Source organism: Pseudomonas zeae (assembly GCF_014268485.2).
Lineage (GTDB): Bacteria > Pseudomonadota > Gammaproteobacteria > Pseudomonadales > Pseudomonadaceae > Aquipseudomonas > Aquipseudomonas neuropathica.
Genome location: NZ_CP077090.1, coordinates 1,646,494 through 1,667,344, shown reverse-complemented (window position 1 = coordinate 1,667,344; position 20,851 = coordinate 1,646,494). Strand labels below are relative to the sequence as shown.

General features: G+C 56.8%; 23 protein-coding genes. 2 read left to right on the top strand and 21 right to left on the bottom strand.

Annotated features, from left to right (window positions below):
* Window positions 1–57: 57 nt before the first annotated feature.
* The 20 genes from HU754_RS07295 to HU754_RS07200 form a co-directional block, all read right to left on the bottom strand.
* Window positions 58–1,026, bottom strand: coding sequence for a hypothetical protein (locus HU754_RS07295; protein WP_186622096.1), 969 nt, complete (start codon window positions 1,024–1,026; stop codon window positions 58–60).
* Window positions 1,027–1,117: 91 nt separating this feature from the next.
* Window positions 1,118–1,471 carry a phage tail protein gene (locus HU754_RS07290; RefSeq protein ID WP_186622095.1) on the bottom strand — a complete coding sequence of 118 codons (354 nt, stop codon included), beginning with the start codon at window positions 1,469–1,471 and terminating at the stop codon, window positions 1,118–1,120.
* A complete protein-coding gene (locus HU754_RS07285) occupies window positions 1,468–1,785 on the bottom strand; it encodes a hypothetical protein (protein WP_186622093.1) in 318 nt (105 codons plus the stop codon). The genes HU754_RS07290 and HU754_RS07285 overlap by 4 nt, the downstream gene beginning before the upstream one ends.
* Window positions 1,785–2,999, bottom strand: a complete 1,215-nt coding sequence (locus tag HU754_RS29370) for a hypothetical protein (RefSeq protein ID WP_225919967.1) — start codon at window positions 2,997–2,999, stop codon at window positions 1,785–1,787. Before HU754_RS29370 ends, HU754_RS07285 begins: the two co-directional genes overlap by 1 nt.
* A 123-nt stretch (window positions 3,000–3,122) precedes the next feature.
* On the bottom strand, window positions 3,123–3,923 hold the full coding sequence (locus HU754_RS07275) for a hypothetical protein (protein WP_186622091.1): 801 nt from the start codon (window positions 3,921–3,923) through the stop codon (window positions 3,123–3,125).
* A gap of 89 nt (window positions 3,924–4,012) precedes the next feature.
* Window positions 4,013–4,267 (bottom strand): hypothetical protein, encoded by a 255-nt coding sequence (locus HU754_RS07270; RefSeq protein ID WP_225919966.1) that lies wholly within the window; start codon window positions 4,265–4,267, stop codon window positions 4,013–4,015.
* A 49-nt stretch (window positions 4,268–4,316) separates the two neighbouring features.
* Window positions 4,317–7,880, bottom strand: a complete 3,564-nt coding sequence (locus HU754_RS07265; protein ID WP_186622087.1) for a TipJ family phage tail tip protein — start codon at window positions 7,878–7,880, stop codon at window positions 4,317–4,319.
* Window positions 7,881–7,948: 68 nt separating this feature from the next.
* Window positions 7,949–8,554 carry a tail assembly protein gene (locus HU754_RS07260; protein WP_186622085.1) on the bottom strand — a complete coding sequence of 202 codons (606 nt, stop codon included), beginning with the start codon at window positions 8,552–8,554 and terminating at the stop codon, window positions 7,949–7,951.
* Window positions 8,555–8,584: 30 nt separating this feature from the next.
* Window positions 8,585–9,190 (bottom strand): tail assembly protein, encoded by a 606-nt coding sequence (locus tag HU754_RS07255; protein ID WP_186622083.1) that lies wholly within the window; start codon window positions 9,188–9,190, stop codon window positions 8,585–8,587.
* 27 nt (window positions 9,191–9,217) lie between these two features.
* Complete coding sequence (locus tag HU754_RS07250) at window positions 9,218–10,021, bottom strand: C40 family peptidase (RefSeq protein WP_186622081.1); 804 nt, start codon at window positions 10,019–10,021, stop codon at window positions 9,218–9,220.
* Window positions 10,022–10,023: 2 nt separating this feature from the next.
* Window positions 10,024–10,707 (bottom strand): phage minor tail protein L, encoded by a 684-nt coding sequence (locus tag HU754_RS07245; protein ID WP_186622079.1) that lies wholly within the window; start codon window positions 10,705–10,707, stop codon window positions 10,024–10,026.
* 66 nt (window positions 10,708–10,773) lie between these two features.
* Complete coding sequence (locus HU754_RS07240) at window positions 10,774–11,112, bottom strand: phage tail protein (protein ID WP_186622077.1); 339 nt, start codon at window positions 11,110–11,112, stop codon at window positions 10,774–10,776.
* 37 nt (window positions 11,113–11,149) lie between these two features.
* Entirely contained in the window at window positions 11,150–12,376 is a 1,227-nt protein-coding gene (locus HU754_RS07235) for a phage tail tape measure protein (RefSeq protein ID WP_186622075.1), read from the bottom strand.
* Window positions 12,377–12,432: 56 nt separating this feature from the next.
* Window positions 12,433–12,687, bottom strand: coding sequence for a hypothetical protein (locus HU754_RS07230; RefSeq protein ID WP_186622073.1), 255 nt, complete (start codon window positions 12,685–12,687; stop codon window positions 12,433–12,435).
* 29 nt (window positions 12,688–12,716) lie between these two features.
* Window positions 12,717–13,067, bottom strand: coding sequence for a phage tail assembly chaperone family protein, TAC (locus tag HU754_RS07225; protein WP_186622071.1), 351 nt, complete (start codon window positions 13,065–13,067; stop codon window positions 12,717–12,719).
* Between the two features lie 8 nt (window positions 13,068–13,075).
* Complete coding sequence (locus HU754_RS07220) at window positions 13,076–13,567, bottom strand: phage tail tube protein (protein ID WP_186622061.1); 492 nt, start codon at window positions 13,565–13,567, stop codon at window positions 13,076–13,078.
* Between the two features lie 90 nt (window positions 13,568–13,657).
* Window positions 13,658–13,849: a hypothetical protein gene (locus HU754_RS07215; RefSeq protein WP_186622059.1), complete on the bottom strand. Its 192-nt coding sequence runs from the start codon at window positions 13,847–13,849 to the stop codon at window positions 13,658–13,660.
* 24 nt (window positions 13,850–13,873) lie between these two features.
* Entirely contained in the window at window positions 13,874–14,221 is a 348-nt protein-coding gene (locus HU754_RS07210) for a phage holin family protein (RefSeq protein WP_186622057.1), read from the bottom strand.
* Between the two features lie 143 nt (window positions 14,222–14,364).
* Window positions 14,365–14,787 carry a tail fiber assembly protein gene (locus HU754_RS07205; RefSeq protein ID WP_186622055.1) on the bottom strand — a complete coding sequence of 141 codons (423 nt, stop codon included), beginning with the start codon at window positions 14,785–14,787 and terminating at the stop codon, window positions 14,365–14,367.
* A gap of 526 nt (window positions 14,788–15,313) precedes the next feature.
* The gene (locus HU754_RS07200) at window positions 15,314–16,048 is read right to left on the bottom strand and encodes an XRE family transcriptional regulator (RefSeq protein WP_123374600.1); all 735 of its coding nucleotides are present in this window, start codon (window positions 16,046–16,048) and stop codon (window positions 15,314–15,316) included.
* Window positions 16,049–16,259: 211 nt separating this feature from the next.
* Between HU754_RS07200 and mutS the strand changes: the two genes are divergently transcribed.
* Window positions 16,260–18,842: a DNA mismatch repair protein MutS gene (gene mutS / locus HU754_RS07195; RefSeq protein ID WP_186622054.1), complete on the top strand. Its 2,583-nt coding sequence runs from the start codon at window positions 16,260–16,262 to the stop codon at window positions 18,840–18,842.
* Between the two features lie 163 nt (window positions 18,843–19,005).
* Window positions 19,006–19,329 carry a ferredoxin FdxA gene (fdxA, locus tag HU754_RS07190; RefSeq protein ID WP_007908827.1) on the top strand — a complete coding sequence of 108 codons (324 nt, stop codon included), beginning with the start codon at window positions 19,006–19,008 and terminating at the stop codon, window positions 19,327–19,329.
* A gap of 511 nt (window positions 19,330–19,840) precedes the next feature.
* Here the strand turns inward: fdxA and rpoS are convergent.
* Window positions 19,841–20,851 (bottom strand): RNA polymerase sigma factor RpoS, encoded by a 1,011-nt coding sequence (gene rpoS, locus HU754_RS07185; protein ID WP_038357938.1) that lies wholly within the window; start codon window positions 20,849–20,851, stop codon window positions 19,841–19,843.

Genomic DNA, 20,851 nt, shown 5'->3' with positions numbered 1-20,851 from the left:
ACAGGCAACCCGGATTAACGATGGGCAGCAGCGCAGGTGCGTTGGGCAGGGATCCGACTAAAACCATCTGCCGATGGCGAGGCAATCAAAGGCGACTATGGACGTGTCGGTCTCAATGAACTGACCAAGACTAAAAACACAGATGCTGGCAAAACCAGAGTTTCTGCTGTAAGCACCTACGCTGGTCACTTGTTTCGCCACACCCAGGACACCCACCAGATTTGCGGTGACGAATCCCGGTGCAACAAAGGTCATTGGATAAGTCCAGTTGAAGCCCATGTTGGACGGGTTGTTGAACGCGATGCCACCTCGGCCGTAGAGCGTGCAAATCAGCGTGCCGTCGGCAAACTTGATGTACTCACCATTGGAATTGGCGCCACGTTCGATGATTGCTCCGGTTGCAATGCCTTTGTCCTGGCTGACCGTACCAACCAACGCGGCGACAGCAGCGCTTCCCAGACCAAGGCCCGCTCGGGCGGTGGCCGGAGTGCTTCCGCCTGTCCCACCTCTCGCTACCGGTACCACAGCGTCCGACGCAACGGCGCCAAGCCCAAGCGCCTGGCGAGCCGACGCGGCATCCGTCGCACCGGTGCCGCCGCGCATGAGCGGTACGATTGCATCGGTTGCCACTGCGCCCAGTCCAAGGCCCAGGCGAGCGGAAACAGGATCAGTTCCCCCGGTTCCGCCATTTCGCACGGGCAGGACATCGAAGCCACTGGCGGCACCCAGTGTTGCCAGCTTCGGGCCGTATTGAACATTCAGGTTGTTGAATGCATCAGCCAGTGCTTTGGGATACCCCTGCACCGGCATGATCGAATAGGACGCCTCGTTTGCCGTTGCGCCTTGGTAAGCCGGGGTGATCGCCAACATGAGCGGACTGGCAATGTTGCTGACTTCATATTGTCGTCCATCAGGTCCGACGAAGGCGTCGCCCACCCGGACGTTAGTCACGAAATCAACGTTGAGGCCAATGACTGCGGGCGAATTATTGGTGACATTGACCGTACCTGTTCTAAGCCATGGCATGGTGCAGTCCTTCTTTTAAGCGAAAAAAAACCGCACTCGGCGGTATGGGATGTTCATGACGATCTCAATCAGGTAGCTGTAAGAAAGCCAGTCAGCCCGCCAGGACCGCGTCAACCACAATCACCGGAACATCGGGCTGAACAGGCCACTCTGGCGCAACGGGCCATGCCGCTTGCGTGCTCACTTTGCCCAAACTGAACTTGTAGGCTTTCCATTGTTTCAGGTTGGCAAGCAGTGCTTGCTGTTCCGCCTTATCTTCAGTCGTCGCCTCCCCCAGATCGATGCCGTAACCGAGGGTGTCGATCCGATCCTGAATGCGAGCGACCTGTGCTGCAGCCCCCTCGTTTTTGCTCTTGAGCAGCGCTTGAGCTTCGGTCAATCGTGCTGCGGCAGCCATCGCATCTTTCATGGCTTTGGTGATCAATTGCGACCAGTCGATGTTCATACTTCAACCTCCTTTTCCGGCAAAGGCTGTGGCAATGCCACGTCACCGTCAGGAATATCGATCAGGTCGGCAGGAAACGCTTGCGCCTGACTGTAATGGGCGGGAATAGGCAACAACAGATGAAGCGTCAGTTGCCCCTGCTCGCGAGTAACGTCACCCACGAACCATTCAGATTTGATCGCGCCTTGTGGCAACGTATCGCCGTCGCAGAGCAGCGTGAAATCGAACGCTTCACCGTTGATGGTGAGCACGTCACCCGATTTGTAAAGCGCCAGAGAATCCTCTCTGCGCTGTGGAGACAAAACAATATTCATCAGTACCACCTCCCGATGGCGATCAGGTTAATTTGGGCAGCCGCGGCTACGTTCGTGGTTGCCATAGCACGCCACCCCCCCCAATTGTTAAGCGCTGGGGGAATCCAGGCACTGGCGAAAATGCAGTCCGCGTGTACGGCCCCTGTGGCCCCCGACGTGACTGTAGGCACCGATGCATAAGCCGAAGGAAACGGGCCAGGAGCATAGGCATCACTACCGAACAGAGCGCCCACGGCGTACGTGCCGGTTGAGTTGGTGGGGATAACTCTCCAGCAAACAAGGGTGCCATCTGCAAACTTGGTGTATTCACCGTTGCCGTTGGCACCCCTCTCGATGATCGCTCCCGTGGGGGCTCCTGCCCCTGAAACGACGCCGAGGATGTTGTTCTGCCGATAAACCATGCGCCAGGGGCCGAACCCCCCCGTGCCGTATTGATCTCGCTCCCAAGTGCGTAAAGTGCCACCACCTGCGGTGCCGTTGACCTCGTGCCAGGCCTGATGAACCGGCTGACCAGCGTACTTGATGGTGTCCATCAAACCGTAAGGGGACCCCGTCGGTTTCACCCCGGTTGCGGTGTTAATGACAAAACAGCGTCCCGCCGGAACAGCCGCGGTGTCGTCGATGTTGCCGGTATAGACCGGGGGGTTCCCTCCAATGCCGAATGCGCCGACCTGCATGACGCGGCCAGCCGTTGCATCGCTGGGAGTCGTTTGAAGAGTGGCTGTTGCGGCAGAACCCAGTTCCAGGGCAGCCCTCGCAGCTGCAGTTGTCACGCTGCCGGTACCACCTTTCGAAATAGGCAAGACGTCGAAGTTGCCAGTGGTGCCGAGCTCCAGAGCGGCCCGGGCTTCAGCGGGCGTTGTGCCACCGGTTCCGCCTTTTGAAACGGGCAATACTTCGTAGTTGCCGGAGCTCCCAAGTGCAGCGAGTTTTGCTCCAGCCTGATTGACAAAAGTTCGCAATTGGTCAGCCGAGTCTTTGACATAGCCCTGCATAGGGGCCAGCGTGTATGCGCCATTGCTGGTGTCCCCCTTGTACTCCGGTGCGATGGACAGTGCTGTATCACTGGCGATATTGACGACCTCGTACCATCCGCCATCAGGCCCTCGAAAAGCATCGCCCACACGACTATTGGCAATAAATGCCGTACCGTCTCCCAATACGGAAGTTGAATTCCGGACAACAGAAACTGTTCCAGCCTTGTACCATGGCATAGATATCTCCAGTAACGAAAAAAACATTAATTACTCAGCACTTGCGCTCTCAAAGACAAATGCTGGAACTTAGCCTTAAATGCAAAAAATCTAAAACCACATTCGCCAGTAGTTTAACTTTATTCAACCAAACGGAATCGGAAGGGACGCTGTTTGAATAATCAAAGCCGTAGGGTATTTGTCCGTTGCTACTCCGCCATAACTTATCCCGGCAGGTACCCCACCTCCGGCCATGGCTCGGGAGTCCGTCGTTCCGGCTGAAGCTCCAAACATGAAGCTTATTCCTCCCGTACGACCATATGCGCCTTCCAAAACTGCATAAGCTGCAGCATCACCTTGATATCCAGAGCTGAAATCCATGATGCTCGACCCTCTGGACCATGGGAGAAAGACAGCATACTCAACGCCTGGCGTCATAGGCACATCAAAAATACAATCGGCCTGCGGCACTCTATAGTCGGGAGGTATTCTCAGCTGTCGCCTCTGGGTTCTCCCCCCTTGGTAAAGGAGATAATACCGGCCGGCCTGCGTACGAGGATCCGGCGGCGGAGCCGTATATTGACCAATCACATTCAGCGGTGCTTGCAGAGAGTTGAACGTTAATATTCGATCATCGTTATAGATTTTCAGAAATGTTGTTCCAGCAATATTATCGGACATCAAATCGAAACAATAATATCGGGTATCAGCACTCGCGTTCGAATAGAGAAACGTGATGGTATTGCCTGATCGCTGGGATCCGTTCAGGGTTCCCGACCCCACAAGAAACACAATCGGATTACGTGCATTATTCAAAGTAAAACCGAACAGATTGTCACCCTTATCTTGAGCAACATTTTGCACTGGATACCAGTTCGAGCCTTGTGACGGGTCAAGCTGGGCCGACCTTAGCTGTCTGCGTGACCACGACTGCTGGTAAGTCATGTTTCCACTTTTCACGAGCCCGTAAGATATCTTAGTAGTATCAAAGAGCATCTGACCGTTATCTTTATATACAGTTAAGCCCGTCATACCTAATAGTACCCATAGAAGATTCTGGCATTGGCCGCAAAGAAGCCCCAGCCACTGGTGACAAAACGGTAGTTCCACGACAGCACATTAGACGACAGTGTGACGCCCGGCAGATGGCCCGCCTCTCGCTGCATGTCAACCAGTGGAACAACTCCGAAAAATCGGGTTTTCCCGGCGGGCGGTGGAGGAATGGCGACAGAACCATTTAATCCCCCAGTGTCGACATAACCTTGATCCTGACTAATGTTCATAGTCATATCGACCAGGAGCGCTCCCGTAGGACTTCTAATTATTAGTCCCGTCATTTCAGACACTCATATCAATGGCCAGAACACCGTTAGGATGGAAGAGCTTCACACTACTTGGAGTTATCGCAATTCTGCTTGATCCCGCGCCCTGCCCATTCATTTCAAAACCACCACTTTTATTGATGGCCCAGCCGGATTTGCCTGGCACGTAGTTAGTTGAGGCAATGTACTCACCAATTTTGGCATTGGTGATAGTGCCGTCCTGAATGAATGCATCTCTAATAAAGGTCTGGCCACCACTCACCGCAAACGGAGACACCGGTACGCCATTTGCCAGATTCAATAACATAAACGTATCGGCGCGCACGACGAATTGTGACGAAACGCCAGAAGGATCGACCTGCAGCCCCAAACCAAACGACGCAGCATATTTTTGGCCGCCCGCCGTCGTATCCATCTTCACCGACCAAATTGTCGATAACTTGCCATTGGTATCGGCAATGGCACTTGAGGCTTGCTGAACGGCGGCAGTGTTTTGCCCAACGGACACGTTCAACTGTTCGAGCTTCGTCGCCGTGGCCGAGCTATTGGTTGTTACAACTTTCTCGAGCGACTGGATACTTGCCGCGTTATTGCCAATACCGACTTCCAGCGTTGAAACACGTTGGGCGGTTGCCTCGTTCTGGGACGCACGGACGCTGCTTTCCATAGCAATGGCCGCCGTACTGGTCCAGCCTTTGAGCGCATCTGCCAGCTCGCCTTCACCGTTGTCGTCCCGAGACGCTGCGCGTAGCGACTGAAATGCGGCGGCCTGAGCCGTTACCGCGCCATCGATCTTGCTGATATCGGCGGTGTTGGTCTCGACCTGCTGAACCAGTCCGGTAGCGGTCTCGACCGTTTGCCCTACATCGACCCAATACTCGGCGTTCGGCGGTGGCAGATTGACGGGGACCAGCGCCTTGGCCTGATACAAGCGATCGCCCTGACGGACGACGGCATATTTCGCATAAGTCCTCGTCGGATCATAGCTTTCATCCAGGGCATCAACCCGACTTTGCAATCCGGGAATTTTCTCGATTTCACCGAGCAGATCTTTCCCCAGTTCGGTCTGCGAGATCTTGCCCGCGAGCATGTCGAGAATCGGTCCAGCCTCCGAACTGGCCTGCCCCAGCACGCCATTACCGGTCGGATACCACGGCCCGATATTGCCCGTACGATCGACCAGTCTTGCCCAGAAGAAGAACGACGAACCGGCCAACAGGCTCTGCATCGTGTAATCACATTGCGGATACGCCAAGTCCGCCAGTTTGGTAGCGGCCTCAAGGTTTGCCGTTGGCCCATACCAGATTTCAGTTCGCTGCGTGTCTTCAGCGCCCTCGGGAAACTCCCATTTCAGGCCGATACCGAACAGCAGGCTGTCAGCCTTGAGGAACGTCACTGAAGGCGGTGGCGTGGTTTTCCCGGACAGTTGCGTTTCCACCGAAGTCGCATAGATCGAACCGATGTCCAGCGCGTTGATGGCTCGCACTTTGGCCACGTAACGTCCGGCATAAATGCCGCGTACCTCCATCGACGACCCACCGGTTCGACCGGCATATACCCATTCACTGTCGTTCTTGCGCCAGTAAACTTCATATGCAATGGCGTTGGCCGGGCGCGCCCACTCGATGGTCATCACACCGACTGCACTGCCCTGATCGACAAAGTGGTTATTGCTGATCGTGACTGAAGTCGGCGGAGCCTGAACGCCTGGCGGTATGACCGTGACAGGGGGGCGCTCGATGCGGGAGCCGTTGTCGATCGCGCCGTACTTGCTCGGCACATGTTTTACGGCGCTGATGCTGTACTTGATTTCAGTGTCGGTGAAGTCTTCAGCAATCGACAACACGCGAAATTGCTGTGCAGCCAGAGAAACGGAATCAATGGCCCACATCGACTGCGCCGGCGGCAACTCGCTCAAAGGCTGAGTAAGGACCACACGCTGCGCCTCGTCACTGATACTCACTGACTTGATCACACGCGACAAGGCTTTACCGGTCGGCATGACCAAGGTGAGAGTATCGCCAGCTTCGGCGGTCACGTGGGCATCCAGGGTCAGCGTATCGAGTGTTGCACCGCGCAGGCGACCACCAATCCGTCGGCCGGCACGGTCGTTGTCAGCCACACGGATAATTTGCCCCGGACGCGCCAGCGTCCCATCCAGACCGACCGAGAAAGTGACACTTTCAGTTTCCAGGCGATTGGTCAGCAGTGCCCACTTGCCAATGCGTTGGGCCTGGGCCTGAGACGTGCAACCGGTAGCAGTGATCTCCGTCTGCTGTACACCATAACGGGCGATACCATCAGCATCATCGACGTACTGAACCTTCTGCCGGTAGAAGTCCGTCGGATCATTCCAACTGACCAGCGCCACGGTGAACCGGGTCTTTTTCGCCGACCCGCCATAGACGAACTTGCCATCAATGACGTTGCCGTTGGAGTAGGTGTACACCGGGTCTTCCGGCATGTCGGCCACTGCCATGACCGAGCCCGCCCCCCAATACGACATGCCACGAAACGTGGTCGCCAGATCCTGCAAAACCTTCAGGGCATCGGCACGCACCGACAAATACAGGTTGCAGGTAAAGCGCGGTTCAGTCCCGCCCTTGCCGTCGGAAACAGGTTGGTCGCAGTACTGACCGATGCGGTACAGCTCCCATTTATCGACCTGACCGGCATTGAGCAAATGGCCCAAGCCATAACGCGGATGCAGCAGCAAATCGTAGTAAATCCACGCCGGGTTGTCGGTCCAGGCCGATTTGAACGTACCGTCCCAATTGCCGCTGTACGTGCGGCTCTGCGGATCGTAGTTGCTGGGCACCCGAATGATTCGTCCGAGCAATTCAAACGAACGTGAAGGAATCGACTGAAACTGCGAAGCATCAAATTGCAAACCGATGATCGCCGAGCCGGGATAGCGCAACTTGGCGTCGATCACCTCAGTACTCGATTCGACACTGGTGGTGTCGGCAATGGCGCCGCTGGTGGAATTGGGGGTCAACCGGCGTACCCGCACGGTCCAGCCACTTTTGGCCACAGGCAAATCGATACGGTGCGATCGCTCGTACTTGGTGGTGGTTTTGCCACTGAACGCAGACGTCAGCACTTCGACGAAGGCACCGCCATCGGTGGCCAGATCGATCGCGTATTTGACTGTATAACCGTTAGTGTCGCCGTTGCTGGTATTGGTCTGCGCCAGTCGCGCCACCGCCAGACGAATCCGCACAGCCGACAGTTGCAGGTTGGTAAAGGCCTTGGTCCACGGTTGATCACTACGCAGCTCGACCGCTGCGACCGTCTCGTTTTCCACTGCGGGAAAACCGGGGATATGTGCCTGATCCTGGCTACCGGTACGAACATCCAGCGTGACGCCATTGAAGTTCAGGCTACCGTCGTCGTTGGCCAGCGGTGTTTCATCCAGAAACACCGAGCGGGCATCGTTTTTCAGACCGACAATCTCGCCTTCGCTGACGAGATCGAGGATACGAGCGTAAGCCGTGCTTTGCAGGCTGTCTGGCGCCTCCACGGAGGGGCGCGGCTTGGCGCCGCCACCTTTGCTGCCAGCGAGAATGAGGTCAGTCATGGCTTTCCTTCAGGCGAAATAAAACCCGCACAGGGCGGGTTGGGTGGACGTCAATAAAAGATCGAACGCTAGAGTTGATCCTGCGCGTAGATACCTGCGCTGATCACGGAACTGCCGACGACCAACTGGCCATACAACAGACCTACCGGATTACCTTGGGCGCTGGTGTTGACCGGGCCGTTGAAGCTGTAGCTGGCCCGATGGGCGGGGCTGTCCTGAGACCCCAGGCCTTTGGCTTGGGGGGACAGCATTTGCAAAACACCACCGATCACCATCGCGGTTCCCATTTGGTACAGAAAGGGTGAAGCACCGGCGAATGGCGTAAACGACAGTACGAATGCGGCAGCGATCATCACACTGCCGACCATGGTTTGAAGTGATCCTGCGCGCTTGGACCCTGCGATGACCGGCACAATTCGCAGCACCTCTTTGCCGGTAGGCTTACCCAGTTCATCTTGCGAAAGATTTTCTCGACCATTGAACAGCGCAAACCGGAGCCCTTTGCCAACGCTTTCGTTCATGTACCTTTCGAAACCGGGGAACTGCTTGAAGTAGCCCATGACATCCCGAAACCCGCCGGAAGTTGTCAAACGATGCTTGCGCCCAAACAATCGCGCCAGGGATCCGGATAACAGGACCGTCTGAATTTTTTGTTGATCTGTTTGCATTGCCATAGATTTCTCCGGCAGTAAAAAAGCCGCTCGCTACAGTTGATCCTGCGCGTAGATCCCGGCACTGATCACTGCGCTGCCGACAATGGCCTGGCCGTAGAGCAGACCCACCGGGTTGCCTTGAGCACTGGTATTGGTGGGGCCGTTGAAACTGTAGCTGGCTCGATTGGCAGGGCCATCCTGGGCGCCCAGGCCTTTGGCTTGTGGAGAAAGCATCTGCATGACGCCCCCAATCACCATGGATATGCCTACAGACCCCACTGCTCCCCAGGTACCACCAGCGGCAATACCAGCAAAACCACCGGTGAAAAATGTTGCTGCGGCGATCAATACGACACCGACAACCGTCTGCAATGAGCCCGCTCGCTTGCTGCCAATAACCACTGGCGCAATACGAATATCCATCGTGCCACTCGGCGCTTTGAGCCGGTCCTGGCCAATGTTGTCGCGGCCCAGGAAAACCGAGTACGTAAGCCCCCGGTCCCGGGACTCCATCAGAAAGCGCTCGAACCCCGGAACCAGAATGCACAAGGCATGAATGGCTTCCGCGGCGTTGTTCACAGCGAGCCGGTGCACGCGACCAAAACTGGCACCCAAGGTGCCGTAAAGGCGAATAGTCCTAAGTTTTTGCTGATGCATTTCACAGCTCCAGGAGAAGACCTCCAGTCAGGTTTCAGTCATTGAGTCAGAGGGCTGGTGATGAGAAATTTTCGATTGATGCCGCCAACAGCTCACCGTCACTTCTGCCCAATATCCGCCATAGGTATCGCGCCGGCTGTCTCGCCCATAAAGGTGATGCAGGATTGAACCCGGCGCGGGGAAGTGATCGGGATCAGTCTTGAGTACGCCATCTTCAAGATAAATGGCGGCATGGTTGGGCACCGGCGAACGAATCTGCATCAGCACGATATCGCCCTGCTGCAATTGGCTGACCTGTTCAAAACCCGCGGCGGGCAGGTTCTCCAGATAGAGATTTGCGCCCTTGTCCCACCAGCCGTCCTCGCGGTCATAGTCTCCGAGTTCGATACCCATTTCCCTTCGGTAATAGTCGAGAATGATGCTCAGGCAATCATGTACCCCGTGGACGAATGCGCGCCCAATCAAGGGCGCCAGATATCCACTGGGTGTGATGGTGACCAGTTCACCCTTGCAAACCCGCCCCGCATCATCCTTGCGCACTTCGAGAATGTGCCAAGGCAACCCGGAGGCCTCACAAGAAACCCGGTCTGCCTCGCTGGCCGTCGCCGGATAATCCGGATGACTGTGAACGACGGCGAGGATCTCGCCGCACTCCTCGGCCGCCGCGTAGTCTTGTGGTGCCAGACGAAAGTGTTCACTGGGCGTCGTCGCAGTATTGCGGCAAGGCACATAACGTTGTCTGCGCCCCTCGCGAATCAGCAAACCGCAGCATTCGTCGGGATACTGCGCGATGGCATGACGCTCGATGGCGGCCAGTGTGGTCTTGTTCATGATCAGCTCCGAATCAGTCCCGCCGCCGGAAACGAGCCGTAGGGCAGTGGATTGTTTTCGCCAAAACGCAGCTTGCAGCTGCTCAGGCGTCCACCACACTTGTCCCTGGCCGCGTCGCTGACGATTACGTCATTGGCGTCCGCAACGGGGCCGCCGTTGTAGCCGCAGTACGGACCGCGATAACCGCCGCAACTGAGCCACCAGCAGACATTGGCAACGATTTGCCGACGCGGCAGTTGTACGCCGTTGAAGTCCAGTGCACTGGCGAGTTCGAACTTCACCACTTCGCTGTCTTCACTGACCTTGCGCTCGATGTACCAGACATCTGGCGGCAGTTCTTCTTCGGGATCGGCTTCAGGCTGACCATCGAGGTACTTGCCCAACGTGCGATGACGGATCAGCCGCGCCCCGACCAGATCATCGAAATACAACACCAGAGCAGTGATGAAACCACCGACGTTACCAACCGAAAGCGATGGAGTCGGTTGTGTGCCCTGCCCGGTCATTTCAAAGCCTTCGGCCTGAATGGGCCAGGGTGAATACTCCAGGCCTTGCCAGAAAATCGAGGTTTGCTGTGGATAACCGTGGAAGCGGTATAGCTCGGCTCCGAGGCTGGTGGCATCGAGCTCAAACAGCTCGACCCAGGCACCCGGTTCCAGCGCCTGGATATCTGCAGTAATGGACATTTGAATCTCCGGGCAAAGAAAACCCCGCGCAAGGCAGGGTGGTTTTGGCGTCAGGCGTATCCCGATTTACGGGTGAAATGCCTGCTCGAAGGTGGCTACCAAGGTATAGAGACCTGCTCCCATCGGAGTCGGTTGATAACCTTTGCAGCGATAGAGGGCCGGCTCGCTCAACGGTGCCGTCCAGTAAAAAGGTGCGGCTCCGGCGTGACGATCAAGAAACTGCACAATGGATCTGATCCGCACTTCGTCACCGACGAAGGTCAGCGGCCAGGATTGTGTTTTGTTATTGATGCCGTCTTCGGCCACTTGTTGATAACCATCACCAAACTTCGCCGATTTGAGGCGAAACTCGACATTGCCGACAGGCTCTACTTTTGGAAGCCAACTGAATGTTTCCGTGCTCATGTTTCCTCCGGGCGTGAGTGGTTGCAGCCGCTGATCTTCAGCGGCCGTTGATGGCGGACCAGATCTGCCCACCCGGTTTAAGGTCACGAGCAATCTGTTCGGCGGCACCCAGTTTGGCGGCACCGGCGTAGGCCTTGGCGACGGTTTGCGAGTTCATGTCGCCTGCTACGCTCCCCCCCGAACTGTCACCCACATTGATGGTTTGCTGGATGACTACTTGATGGTTGCTGTTACCGCCCAATGCGCCACCCTGCACCTGCACGCCGAGGGAGCCATCGGAACCTCGACTGAGCGGCATGATGGCTTCTGCTCCGGCTTCGCCGAACATGGCCATCGGCGCCAGGATCGGCCCCGTGGCAACGCCGTTTGTAAAGGCACCCCCCTTGGCGAATCCGGTGTATCTAAAATCCGACCCAAGCGATAAAGCCGGGTTGAAGATGGTGGTGTCCGACCCTACTCTGGCGGTCGTCACCCCAGGTGCGCTACCACCACCAAACAGCGACGTCGCCGCCGTTCCGACCAGACCGAACAACGAACTCAGACCTTTGGACATCGCTGTTTGAGCGGCCAGCTTGGCCATGTCTCCAAGCACCGATTTGGCAAAATCGGAAAACGAAAACTTGCCCGTCAGCGCAAATGTCGACACCGCATCGCCCATGGTGTTGAACGCATTGGTAAACACTGCCTTGGATTTGGCTGCAACATTGTTGGAGCTGGTCAGGTAATCATCCCAGGCCGAAGTGGCCCCGTTGATCCAATTGCCCTGAGCCTCGGTCATCGACTCATAATTGCTTTGAACCTGAAGAGTCATTGAGTCGTGCTCGGACTTCAACGCCGCCAGTCGAGTGCCGTAGTCGGCACCGTCTTGAGGCGCAACACCTCCAGACACAGGAGTATCCAGCGCTTTTCGCGAGACTGCATATTTTTGGTCGATTTCACTCAACGCTTTCGCACGCTCACCTTCCCGTGAGCCCATTCCAACGAGTGCGGCAGCCAATGAGCCATCGCGCCGCAACTTGTCGAAGTCGTTTGAATAGTTGACTTGCTTACTGGCTTGCTCCTGAACATCGACATAAGTAGCGATATTGGCTTGGGCAATCGAGCTGGCTGACGTATGCAACGTCACGCCGATTTTCTTTGCTGCATCCGCGATCTGCTTTTGCATCTGGCGCAGCTTTTGTTCAGTGATACGTGACGCCTGAGTCCAGGCTTGTTCAAGGCCGTCCAGGTTCGGCGTCAAACCCGCTGAGGAAGTAACTGCCATGTGCATTTCTCCGGGCTATAAAAAAACCCGCCGAAACGGGTCATGTAGTTGTCTGCCTATCGCCATTGCTCAATCGCGCGTTCAAGGGAGAGCCCCTGACGCTGCTCATGGGGCATGAAGTCCAGCAGTTCTGCGAGGCCACCGCCCAGCCGGTAAGTCTGTAGCGCGACCATCGCACTACCCGCCTCCAGCCGCCTACCGGTATGAAGCGAACCATATCGATCGATATAGCGGCCCCACGCCAGAGCTTCATGGTAGGTCATGCGCTCCTTGGCTTCGACAATCGTCCGGCCGCCGATTCCGTTAAGCACCAACTCGTGCCAGAACTCATCGGCGGCAGTCAGTTTTTTGCTGCGTGACCACCCGTGCCATTCACCTCATTGACTGCATTGAGCATTAGAAAGCCCAGGGCGGGCTCAAGACTGTAGGCATCGTCGTAGGAGAGCGCTTCCGTGCCCTCGGCCCCCAAAGACACCGAAGCGGCGATGTAGCTCGCATTTCGGCTCTGCTCGTTTTCGCCTTGAGCAAACAGCCGCTCGATGACGCCAAACGACTGTCGGCGAATATGCAAAGTGAAGGTATCCGTTACTTCCTTGCCCGATTTGCTGTCCAGATGCGTCCAGCTCACATCTTTGCGGACGAGCTGAGCATCGACGATACCGCCCTTGGCTTTAAGTTGTTTGAGGTTCATGACGTCTCTCAGGCTTTCTTGATCCAGGCGGAACCGCCGGTGCGTTGAATCGTGACAGTGGTCGTGACCACAGCATTCAGCGCGAAATTGAATGGGAAGTCCGAAACATAACCGTCGAACGAAAACCAGGTACGGGTCGTTGGCAGCTCAAAGTCATTGCCTTGAGTATTCACGGTGGGCACTACACCCTTGCCATCGGACCAACCCACCACCCATTTGATACCGTTGTCGCCATCGGTTTCGGAGAGTTGATGCAGGCGAATGTGACTGGCATTGGTAGGATCGGCGTTGAGGCCCAGACTGGCGGTACCAGGGGTACGCAGACCTTTTTTATAGGTGCGCGCCTCAGCATCGAGACTGGTGTCCTCAATCTGTTCCGCTGGAGCACCACCCGGATCAAAAGACGTGGCGTGTTCAATTTCCAGAACAGTGTGAGGACCGGTACCGGGAGTTGGCGGCACCAGGGCGAAAATTTGCGTACCTTGGGTGAGGATCGACATATAACGTTCTCCAATGAACATAAAAAACCCGCACAAGCGGGGTGGGTTGTGTTGCTTGGTTTGGGGACGACCTGAAAGACACGAGGTGGATCAGGGCGCAGGCGTACCATCAAGGTAGGGAGGCGCATTCGGATCTGGCTCCCGACTCTTGATCAGATCCACCAGAGCCTGATTGCTCTGCGCCAATAATCGGATAGAAACATTCAGCGCTGCCTGGCCGTCAGTCTGAACTTGCAGCGCCGCGACCAGCCTGTTGATTGCGGCCAGATCTTCGTCATTCATCGTCAATAGTTCTCTTCGAGAGGATCATTTATCGGTGGGGGAATCGCGCGACGGTACTTCGCAGACACCAATGCGCTTGGCAGCCCAACGTTCATAGAGGCCGATAGCTACGTCAGCACCGGCCATCGCGGTCAGGCAACCGAACGCGCCGGCGGCCCAGATTGATAATCCTGCGGCATACAGCAGCATGATCGCCGACACGCCGCAGATCATGCAGGCGCCGGAACGCAGGGCCAGGCGCCGCAGCAATGACCAGCCGCGTGCCCCCTCCTTGTCGGCACGCCACATTTCGCCGGACACCCCGCCGACGACAGCAAGGAGGATGACCAGCCAGATCGGCATGTCCGCCAACGCTTGTTGCTCGTTTGTCATGTCACGCCTCCTGTTTTTAGTTGATGAGTGTTGTGTGTTGGGTTCAAGCGATGTCTCTTCAGGTAGGCATTCCAAAAAGCCCGGCGCTAGAGCCGGGCTTTTCAGTAATGCTCTCCAGACTTGATTACGGGGGATATGCCGAATCAGAACGGAGCGACTGGCCAATTGATCGTCGGGAATGTGTTTTGCTCGACAACTTCGCTGACGGCAACGAAGTACTGCTTATAGGCGATCAACGCCGACTCGTCCGCTGGAGTGGCGATGCCCAGGTCCAACTTGTATTGCAAAGGGTTAAACATCAGCCAGCGCTCGGCTGCATCAAAGCGTTGTTGCATGCGACCGGTGGTGATCAGTTGTTGCTCGGGGAGCGTAGTCTCAGCATATTCTTCCCCAGTAGGTCCCCAGGTGATTTTCATTCCCGGCTGCGCAGTGTCGTTACCGGTGATGTCCCGCCATCCGGCATAGGGTTCGTTTGCCGGCACTGCGGGCGCCTCCCCCTCAGAGTCGACTATCTGAAGAATCACGGTGTACCCCATCACGGTGGTCGTAAGTGCGTAACGATTCATTCCTGTTTCCTCTTGTTTATTTAACCAGGCCCTGCTGTACACCATTCATGGTGATCTGCTCGGAGGAGCATTCCAAAAAGCCCGGCAATGCACCGGGCTTTTCAGTAATGCGCTCCTTCGCCTTCCTTCAAATCCTGTGTTCAAGAAGGAAGCTGACTGTTCGGCGCTACTGGCGCGGTACGAGTCCATTCAAATTGTTTTTCCGACCGCGGTCCCTGCCCGCCGGATAACTGCTTCTGGTGCTTTACGCTGCACACCCGGGTCAGTTGCCAACCCTCTGAACCGTTGAGGCCGGTTCATCGCTGCCTGTTCTTGTGGAACTAAAGAGCTTTCTTGCCAGCCGCTTTGTCGAGCGGCTTGGTGGCAAGGATATGCATTCATGCATATCCAGTCAATGCGTAAATGCATTTATTTATGCATTGAAAATGCGCAGATGCATGGAAGCCCCGCAACTCAAGGGTTTGGCGGTTTCATCAAGGCGAAAAAAAACCCGCCTGCGAGGCGGGTTTATCTGAGAAGGGTCGGGTTAGCGGGCGTACATGCCCCACCAGAAGACGTGACCGAGGATGACGATCTGCTCTTCCTGGATTTCCTGGAAGCTGTAGTCCTCGTCCGGATGCTCATCGCGATTGAAGCTGCGCAGACGAATGCCGGTCGGCAGGCGATAGAGTTGCTTCACGCGCAACTGGCCGTTGTGATTGATCGCGTACAGGTCGCCATCAATGATGTCACCGATGCCGCACTTGCCCGCGTTGACGCCAACAGTGGCGCCATCACGCAACACCGGCAACATGCTGTTGCCGCGCACTGTTACGCATTTGGCCTGGTCAAACTGCACACCGTTATGACGCAGGCTGCGCTTGCCGAAGCGCAGACTAGAGCGCTCGCTCTCTTCGATGACGAATCTTCCTGATCCAGCAGCCAATTCAACCTCGCGAAGGAACGGCACCGATACTTCGTCATCATCGACAGGCGTATCGTCGTCCCACAGCATTATGTCCTTGAGTTCCGCGTGCACGTCATCACGCACGGCACCGGCCGACGGCGCGACATCCGCGCGCCCGCGCAATTGATCGGTACTCACGGCGAAGTACTCGGCGATCTTCGAGATGTGTTTATCCGAGGGATCGACGATCTTCCCGCTGAGAATCCGCGAGAGAGTGGATTGAGGCACGCCGGTGCGACGGTGGAGCTCCGTGGGGGAGATCCCGTGCTGGTCGAGCAGTGCTCTTAAGACGGAGGCTACGTTGCGTTTTTGCATAACGCGCATAGTGCTTGAAGTTATTCGCGAAGACAAATGCTGATTTGCATAAATCATGCATAAATACACTTTCCGATGAAGAAAGCCCTCACCCGGCCGCGATGCCTGCGTCCGACAGACTGCCCATGGTAACCTTGCGCCCATCGCGGAAAAGCCCGGCTTATGCCCTCGCTTTTGCCCTACATCTTTTAACGAGTTGCCTGACAATCCGATGAATAAAGCCGTCTCCGACCTGTCCTCCCACACCCCGATGATGCAGCAGTACTGGCGCCTGAAGAATCAGCATCCAGATCAGCTGATGTTCTACCGCATGGGCGACTTCTACGAGATCTTCTACGAAGACGCGAAGAAGGCGGCCAAGTTGCTGGACATCACTCTGACCGCGCGCGGCCAGTCGGCGGGGCAGGCGATTCCGATGTGTGGGATTCCTTACCACGCGGCGGAAGGCTATCTGGCGAAGCTGGTGAAGCTTGGCGAGTCCGTGGTGATTTGTGAGCAGGTCGGCGATCCGGCCACCAGCAAAGGCCCGGTTGAGCGTCAGGTCGTACGGATCCTCACGCCGGGTACGGTCAGTGATGAAGCGCTGCTTGATGAACGCCGCGACAACCTGATTGCAGCCCTGCTGGGTGACGAACGTCTGTTCGGCCTTGCCGTGCTGGACATCACCAGCGGCAGTTTCAGCGTGTCGGAAATCAAAGGCTGGGAAAACCTGCTGGCGGAACTGGAGCGGATCAATCCGGTGGAGTTGCTGATCCCGGATGACTGGCCGAGGGATCTGCCAGCGGAAAAACGCCGTGGCGTCAGTCGTCGTGCGCCGTGGGATTTCGAGCGTGATTCAGCACTGAAAAGCCTTTGCCAGCAGTTCTCCACCCAAGACCTGAAGGGTTTTGGCTGCGAGAACCTGACCCTGGCCATCGGCGCTGCGGGTTGCCTGTTGGCCTACGCCAAGGAAACCCAGCGCACCGCCCTGCCCCACCTGCGCAGCCTGCGCCACGAACGTCTGGATGACACCGTGGTGCTGGACGGTGCAAGCCGTCGCAACCTCGAACTCGACACCAACCTGGCCGGTGGTCGCGACAACACTCTGCAATCAGTCGTCGATCGCTGCCAGACCGCCATGGGCAGCCGCCTGCTGACCCGTTGGCTGAATCGCCCGCTGCGCGACCTGACTGTGTTGCTGGCGCGCCAGACCTCGATCACCTGCCTGCTCGATCGCTATCGTTTCGAAAAGCTGCAACCACAGCTCAAGGAAATCGGCGACATCGAGCGAATTCTCGCGCGGATCGGCCTGCGCAACGCGCGTCCTCGTGACCTTGCCCGGCTGCGTGACGCCCTTGGCGCATTGCCTGAACTGCAAGTGGCAATGACCGATCTGGAAGCGCCGCACCTGCAAAACCTCGCGACCATCACCAGCACTTACCCGGAGCTGGCGGCGTTGCTGGAAAAAGCCATTATCGACAACCCGCCGGCGGTGATCCGTGACGGCGGCGTGCTGAAAACCGGTTACGACAGTGAACTCGACGAGCTGCAATCGCTGAGCGAAAACGCCGGCCAGTTCCTCATCGATCTGGAAGCCCGCGAGAAGGCCCGTACCGGCCTGAGCCATTTGAAAGTCGGCTACAACCGCATTCACGGCTACTTCATCGAACTGCCGAGCAAGCAGGCTGAGTCAGCACCGGCGGACTATATCCGTCGGCAAACCCTGAAAGGCGCCGAGCGCTTCATCACGCCTGAGCTGAAAGAGTTCGAAGACAAAGCGCTCTCTGCCAAGAGCCGTGCCCTGGCGCGCGAGAAGATGCTTTACGAAGCCCTGCTGGAAGACTTGATCAGCCAGTTGCCACCGCTGCAGGACACCGCCAGTGCGCTGGCCGAACTGGACGTGTTGAGCAACCTCGCCGAGCGTGCGCTGAATCTTGACCTGAACTGCCCGCGCTTCGTCAGCGAGCCGTGCATGCGCATCTCCCAGGGTCGTCACCCGGTGGTCGAGCAAGTGCTGACCACGCCGTTCGTGGCCAACGACCTGAGCCTGGATGACAACACCCGTATGCTGGTGATCACCGGCCCGAACATGGGTGGTAAATCCACCTACATGCGCCAAACCGCATTGATCGTGTTGCTCGCTCACATTGGCAGCTTCGTGCCCGCAGCCAGTTGCGAACTGTCGCTGGTCGACCGCATCTTCACTCGAATCGGTTCCAGCGATGACCTGGCCGGTGGCCGTTCGACCTTCATGGTCGAGATGAGCGAAACCGCCAACATCTTGCACAACGCTACCGAGCGCAGCCTGGTGCTGATGGACGAAGTCGGGCGCGGCACCAGCACCTTCGACGGTCTGTCGCTGGCATGGGCGGCGGCCGAGCGTCTGGCGCATCTGCGCGCGTATACGCTGTTTGCCACCCACTACTTCGAACTGACCGTGTTGCCGGAAGCCGAGCCACTGGTGGCCAACGTCCACCTCAATGCGACCGAGCATAACGAACGCATCGTCTTCCTGCACCACGTGCTGCCGGGACCTGCCAGCCAGAGCTACGGTCTGGCGGTGGCGCAACTGGCCGGTGTGCCAAGTGAAGTGATCGTGCGTGCCCGTGAGCACTTGAGCCGACTGGAAGAAACCGCTTTGCCGCATGAAGCGCCGAAACCTGCCGCCAAGGGCAAACCGGCGACGCCACAGCAAAGCGACATGTTCGCCAGCTTGCCACACCCGGTGCTCGATGAACTGGCTAAACTGGATCTGGATGACCTGACCCCGCGCCGAGCTCTCGAAATGCTCTATGCACTGAAGAACCGGATATAAGCACTGAAGAAGCGGATATAACGCAAACGGCTTCAAGCTGTTAGAATCTCGCGCGGTTTGGGATGCTGCTGGCTAATAGCCTGGCCAGCAGGTATCGCTCCCGAACCTGGCGACCCCAACCGTGAAGGGGCAACGCTGCCGCCGCCTGAGGAGAAAATTAGAAATGACCTTCGTCGTCACCGACAACTGCATCAAGTGCAAGTACACCGACTGCGTAGAAGTGTGTCCGGTGGACTGCTTTTACGAAGGCCCGAACTTCCTGGTGATTCACCCGGATGAGTGCATCGACTGCGCCCTGTGCGAACCGGAATGCCCGGCTGTAGCTATTTTTTCCGAGGACGAAGTTCCGGAAGAGATGCAGGAATTCATTCAACTCAACGTTGAGCTGGCTGAAATCTGGCCGAACATCACCGAGAAGAAAGAATCGCTGCCGGATGCCGAAGAGTGGGATGGCGTCAAAGGCAAGATCAAAGACCTCGAACGCTGATCAGCCACGCGCTCGAACGAAAAGGCCCCTCGCGGGCCTTTTTACTTTTCTGCAGGCGAAAAAAGGGGCGGTATGACCCGCCCACATTTTTTCCCTATTCCCTGTATTCCTTTTCATCGTCCTGATGAATCGCGTCCTGCGATGTCCGTTCCCCTCTTCCTTGAAGGGCGTGTCTGTCCGTCGACACAGCCCCGATACTAGAGAGTTCCCTGACAAGAGCAATCGGCTGTGGGTGCCGAAAAAGATTGTCATAAGCACTTAATGTTAAAAAATAAACATATAAAACAATAAGTTAAATTGCGGCGATGGCCGTAATCGACGTCTGCCGTCTTGTAAAAATAGGGAACACTTACGAGAGAGTAAGCCAAGGCTTACACCCCGAGACTACAAAGGATGGAAATGCCAACCGTACGTCCGACAATGAAAAAGAGCGGCGGAATGCCCAGCAAATCGAGGCCAACAAAAAACCCCGAACCAGTCGGGGCTTCTTGCGGGCGAGCGTGTGAGGCGCTTACTGGAACAGCGACTCGCTCGACAGGCCATTCTTCTCGAGGATTTCACGAAGGCGCTTGAGGCCTTCTACCTGGATCTGCCGCACCCGTTCCCGGGTCAGGCCGATCTCCAGGCCTACATCTTCCAGCGTGCTGCTCTCATGACCGCGCAGGCCGAAGCGGCGTACGACCACTTCGCGCTGCTTGTCGGTCAACTCCGACAGCCATTGATCGATGCTCTGCGACAGGTCGTCATCCTGCAGCAGTTCACAAGGATCGGTCGGACGATCGTCGGTAAGGGTGTCCAGCAGGGTTTTATCCGAATCCGGACCCAGCGAGACGTCGACCGAAGAAACCCGCTCATTCAGGCCAAGCATGCGCTTGACCTCGCCCACCGGTTTTTCCAGCAGGTTGGCAATTTCTTCGGGTGAAGGTTCGTGGTCGAGCTTCTGCGTCAGCTCCCGTGCAGCCCGCAGGTACACGTTGAGTTCCTTGACCACATGGATCGGCAACCGGATGGTCCGGGTCTGATTCATGATCGCGCGCTCGATGGTCTGACGAATCCACCAGGTCGCGTAGGTCGAGAAGCGGAAGCCGCGCTCGGGATCGAACTTTTCCACCGCCCGGATCAATCCGAGGTTGCCCTCTTCGATCAGATCCAGCAGCGACAGCCCCCGATTGACGTAACGCCGGGCGATTTTGACCACCAGCCGCAGGTTACTTTCAATCATGCGCTTGCGTCCGGCCGGATCGCCACTTTGCGACAGTCGCGCAAAATGAACTTCTTCTTCCGGAGAGAGCAGTGGGGAAAAGCCGATTTCGTTGAGATACAACTGCGTGGCATCAAGTGCACGCGTGTAGTCGATGTACTTATGTTGTTTAAGTGAAGCGGAGTGTTTGGATTTGGAACGAACGGAAGGTGGAGCAGCCCCTTCATCATTCGACATCGAAGATTCCGAATCGATGCCGGTCTCCATAAGGAGAACCTCATCGTCGATGTCAAACTCCGGCACTTCTTTACTGAGAGCCAT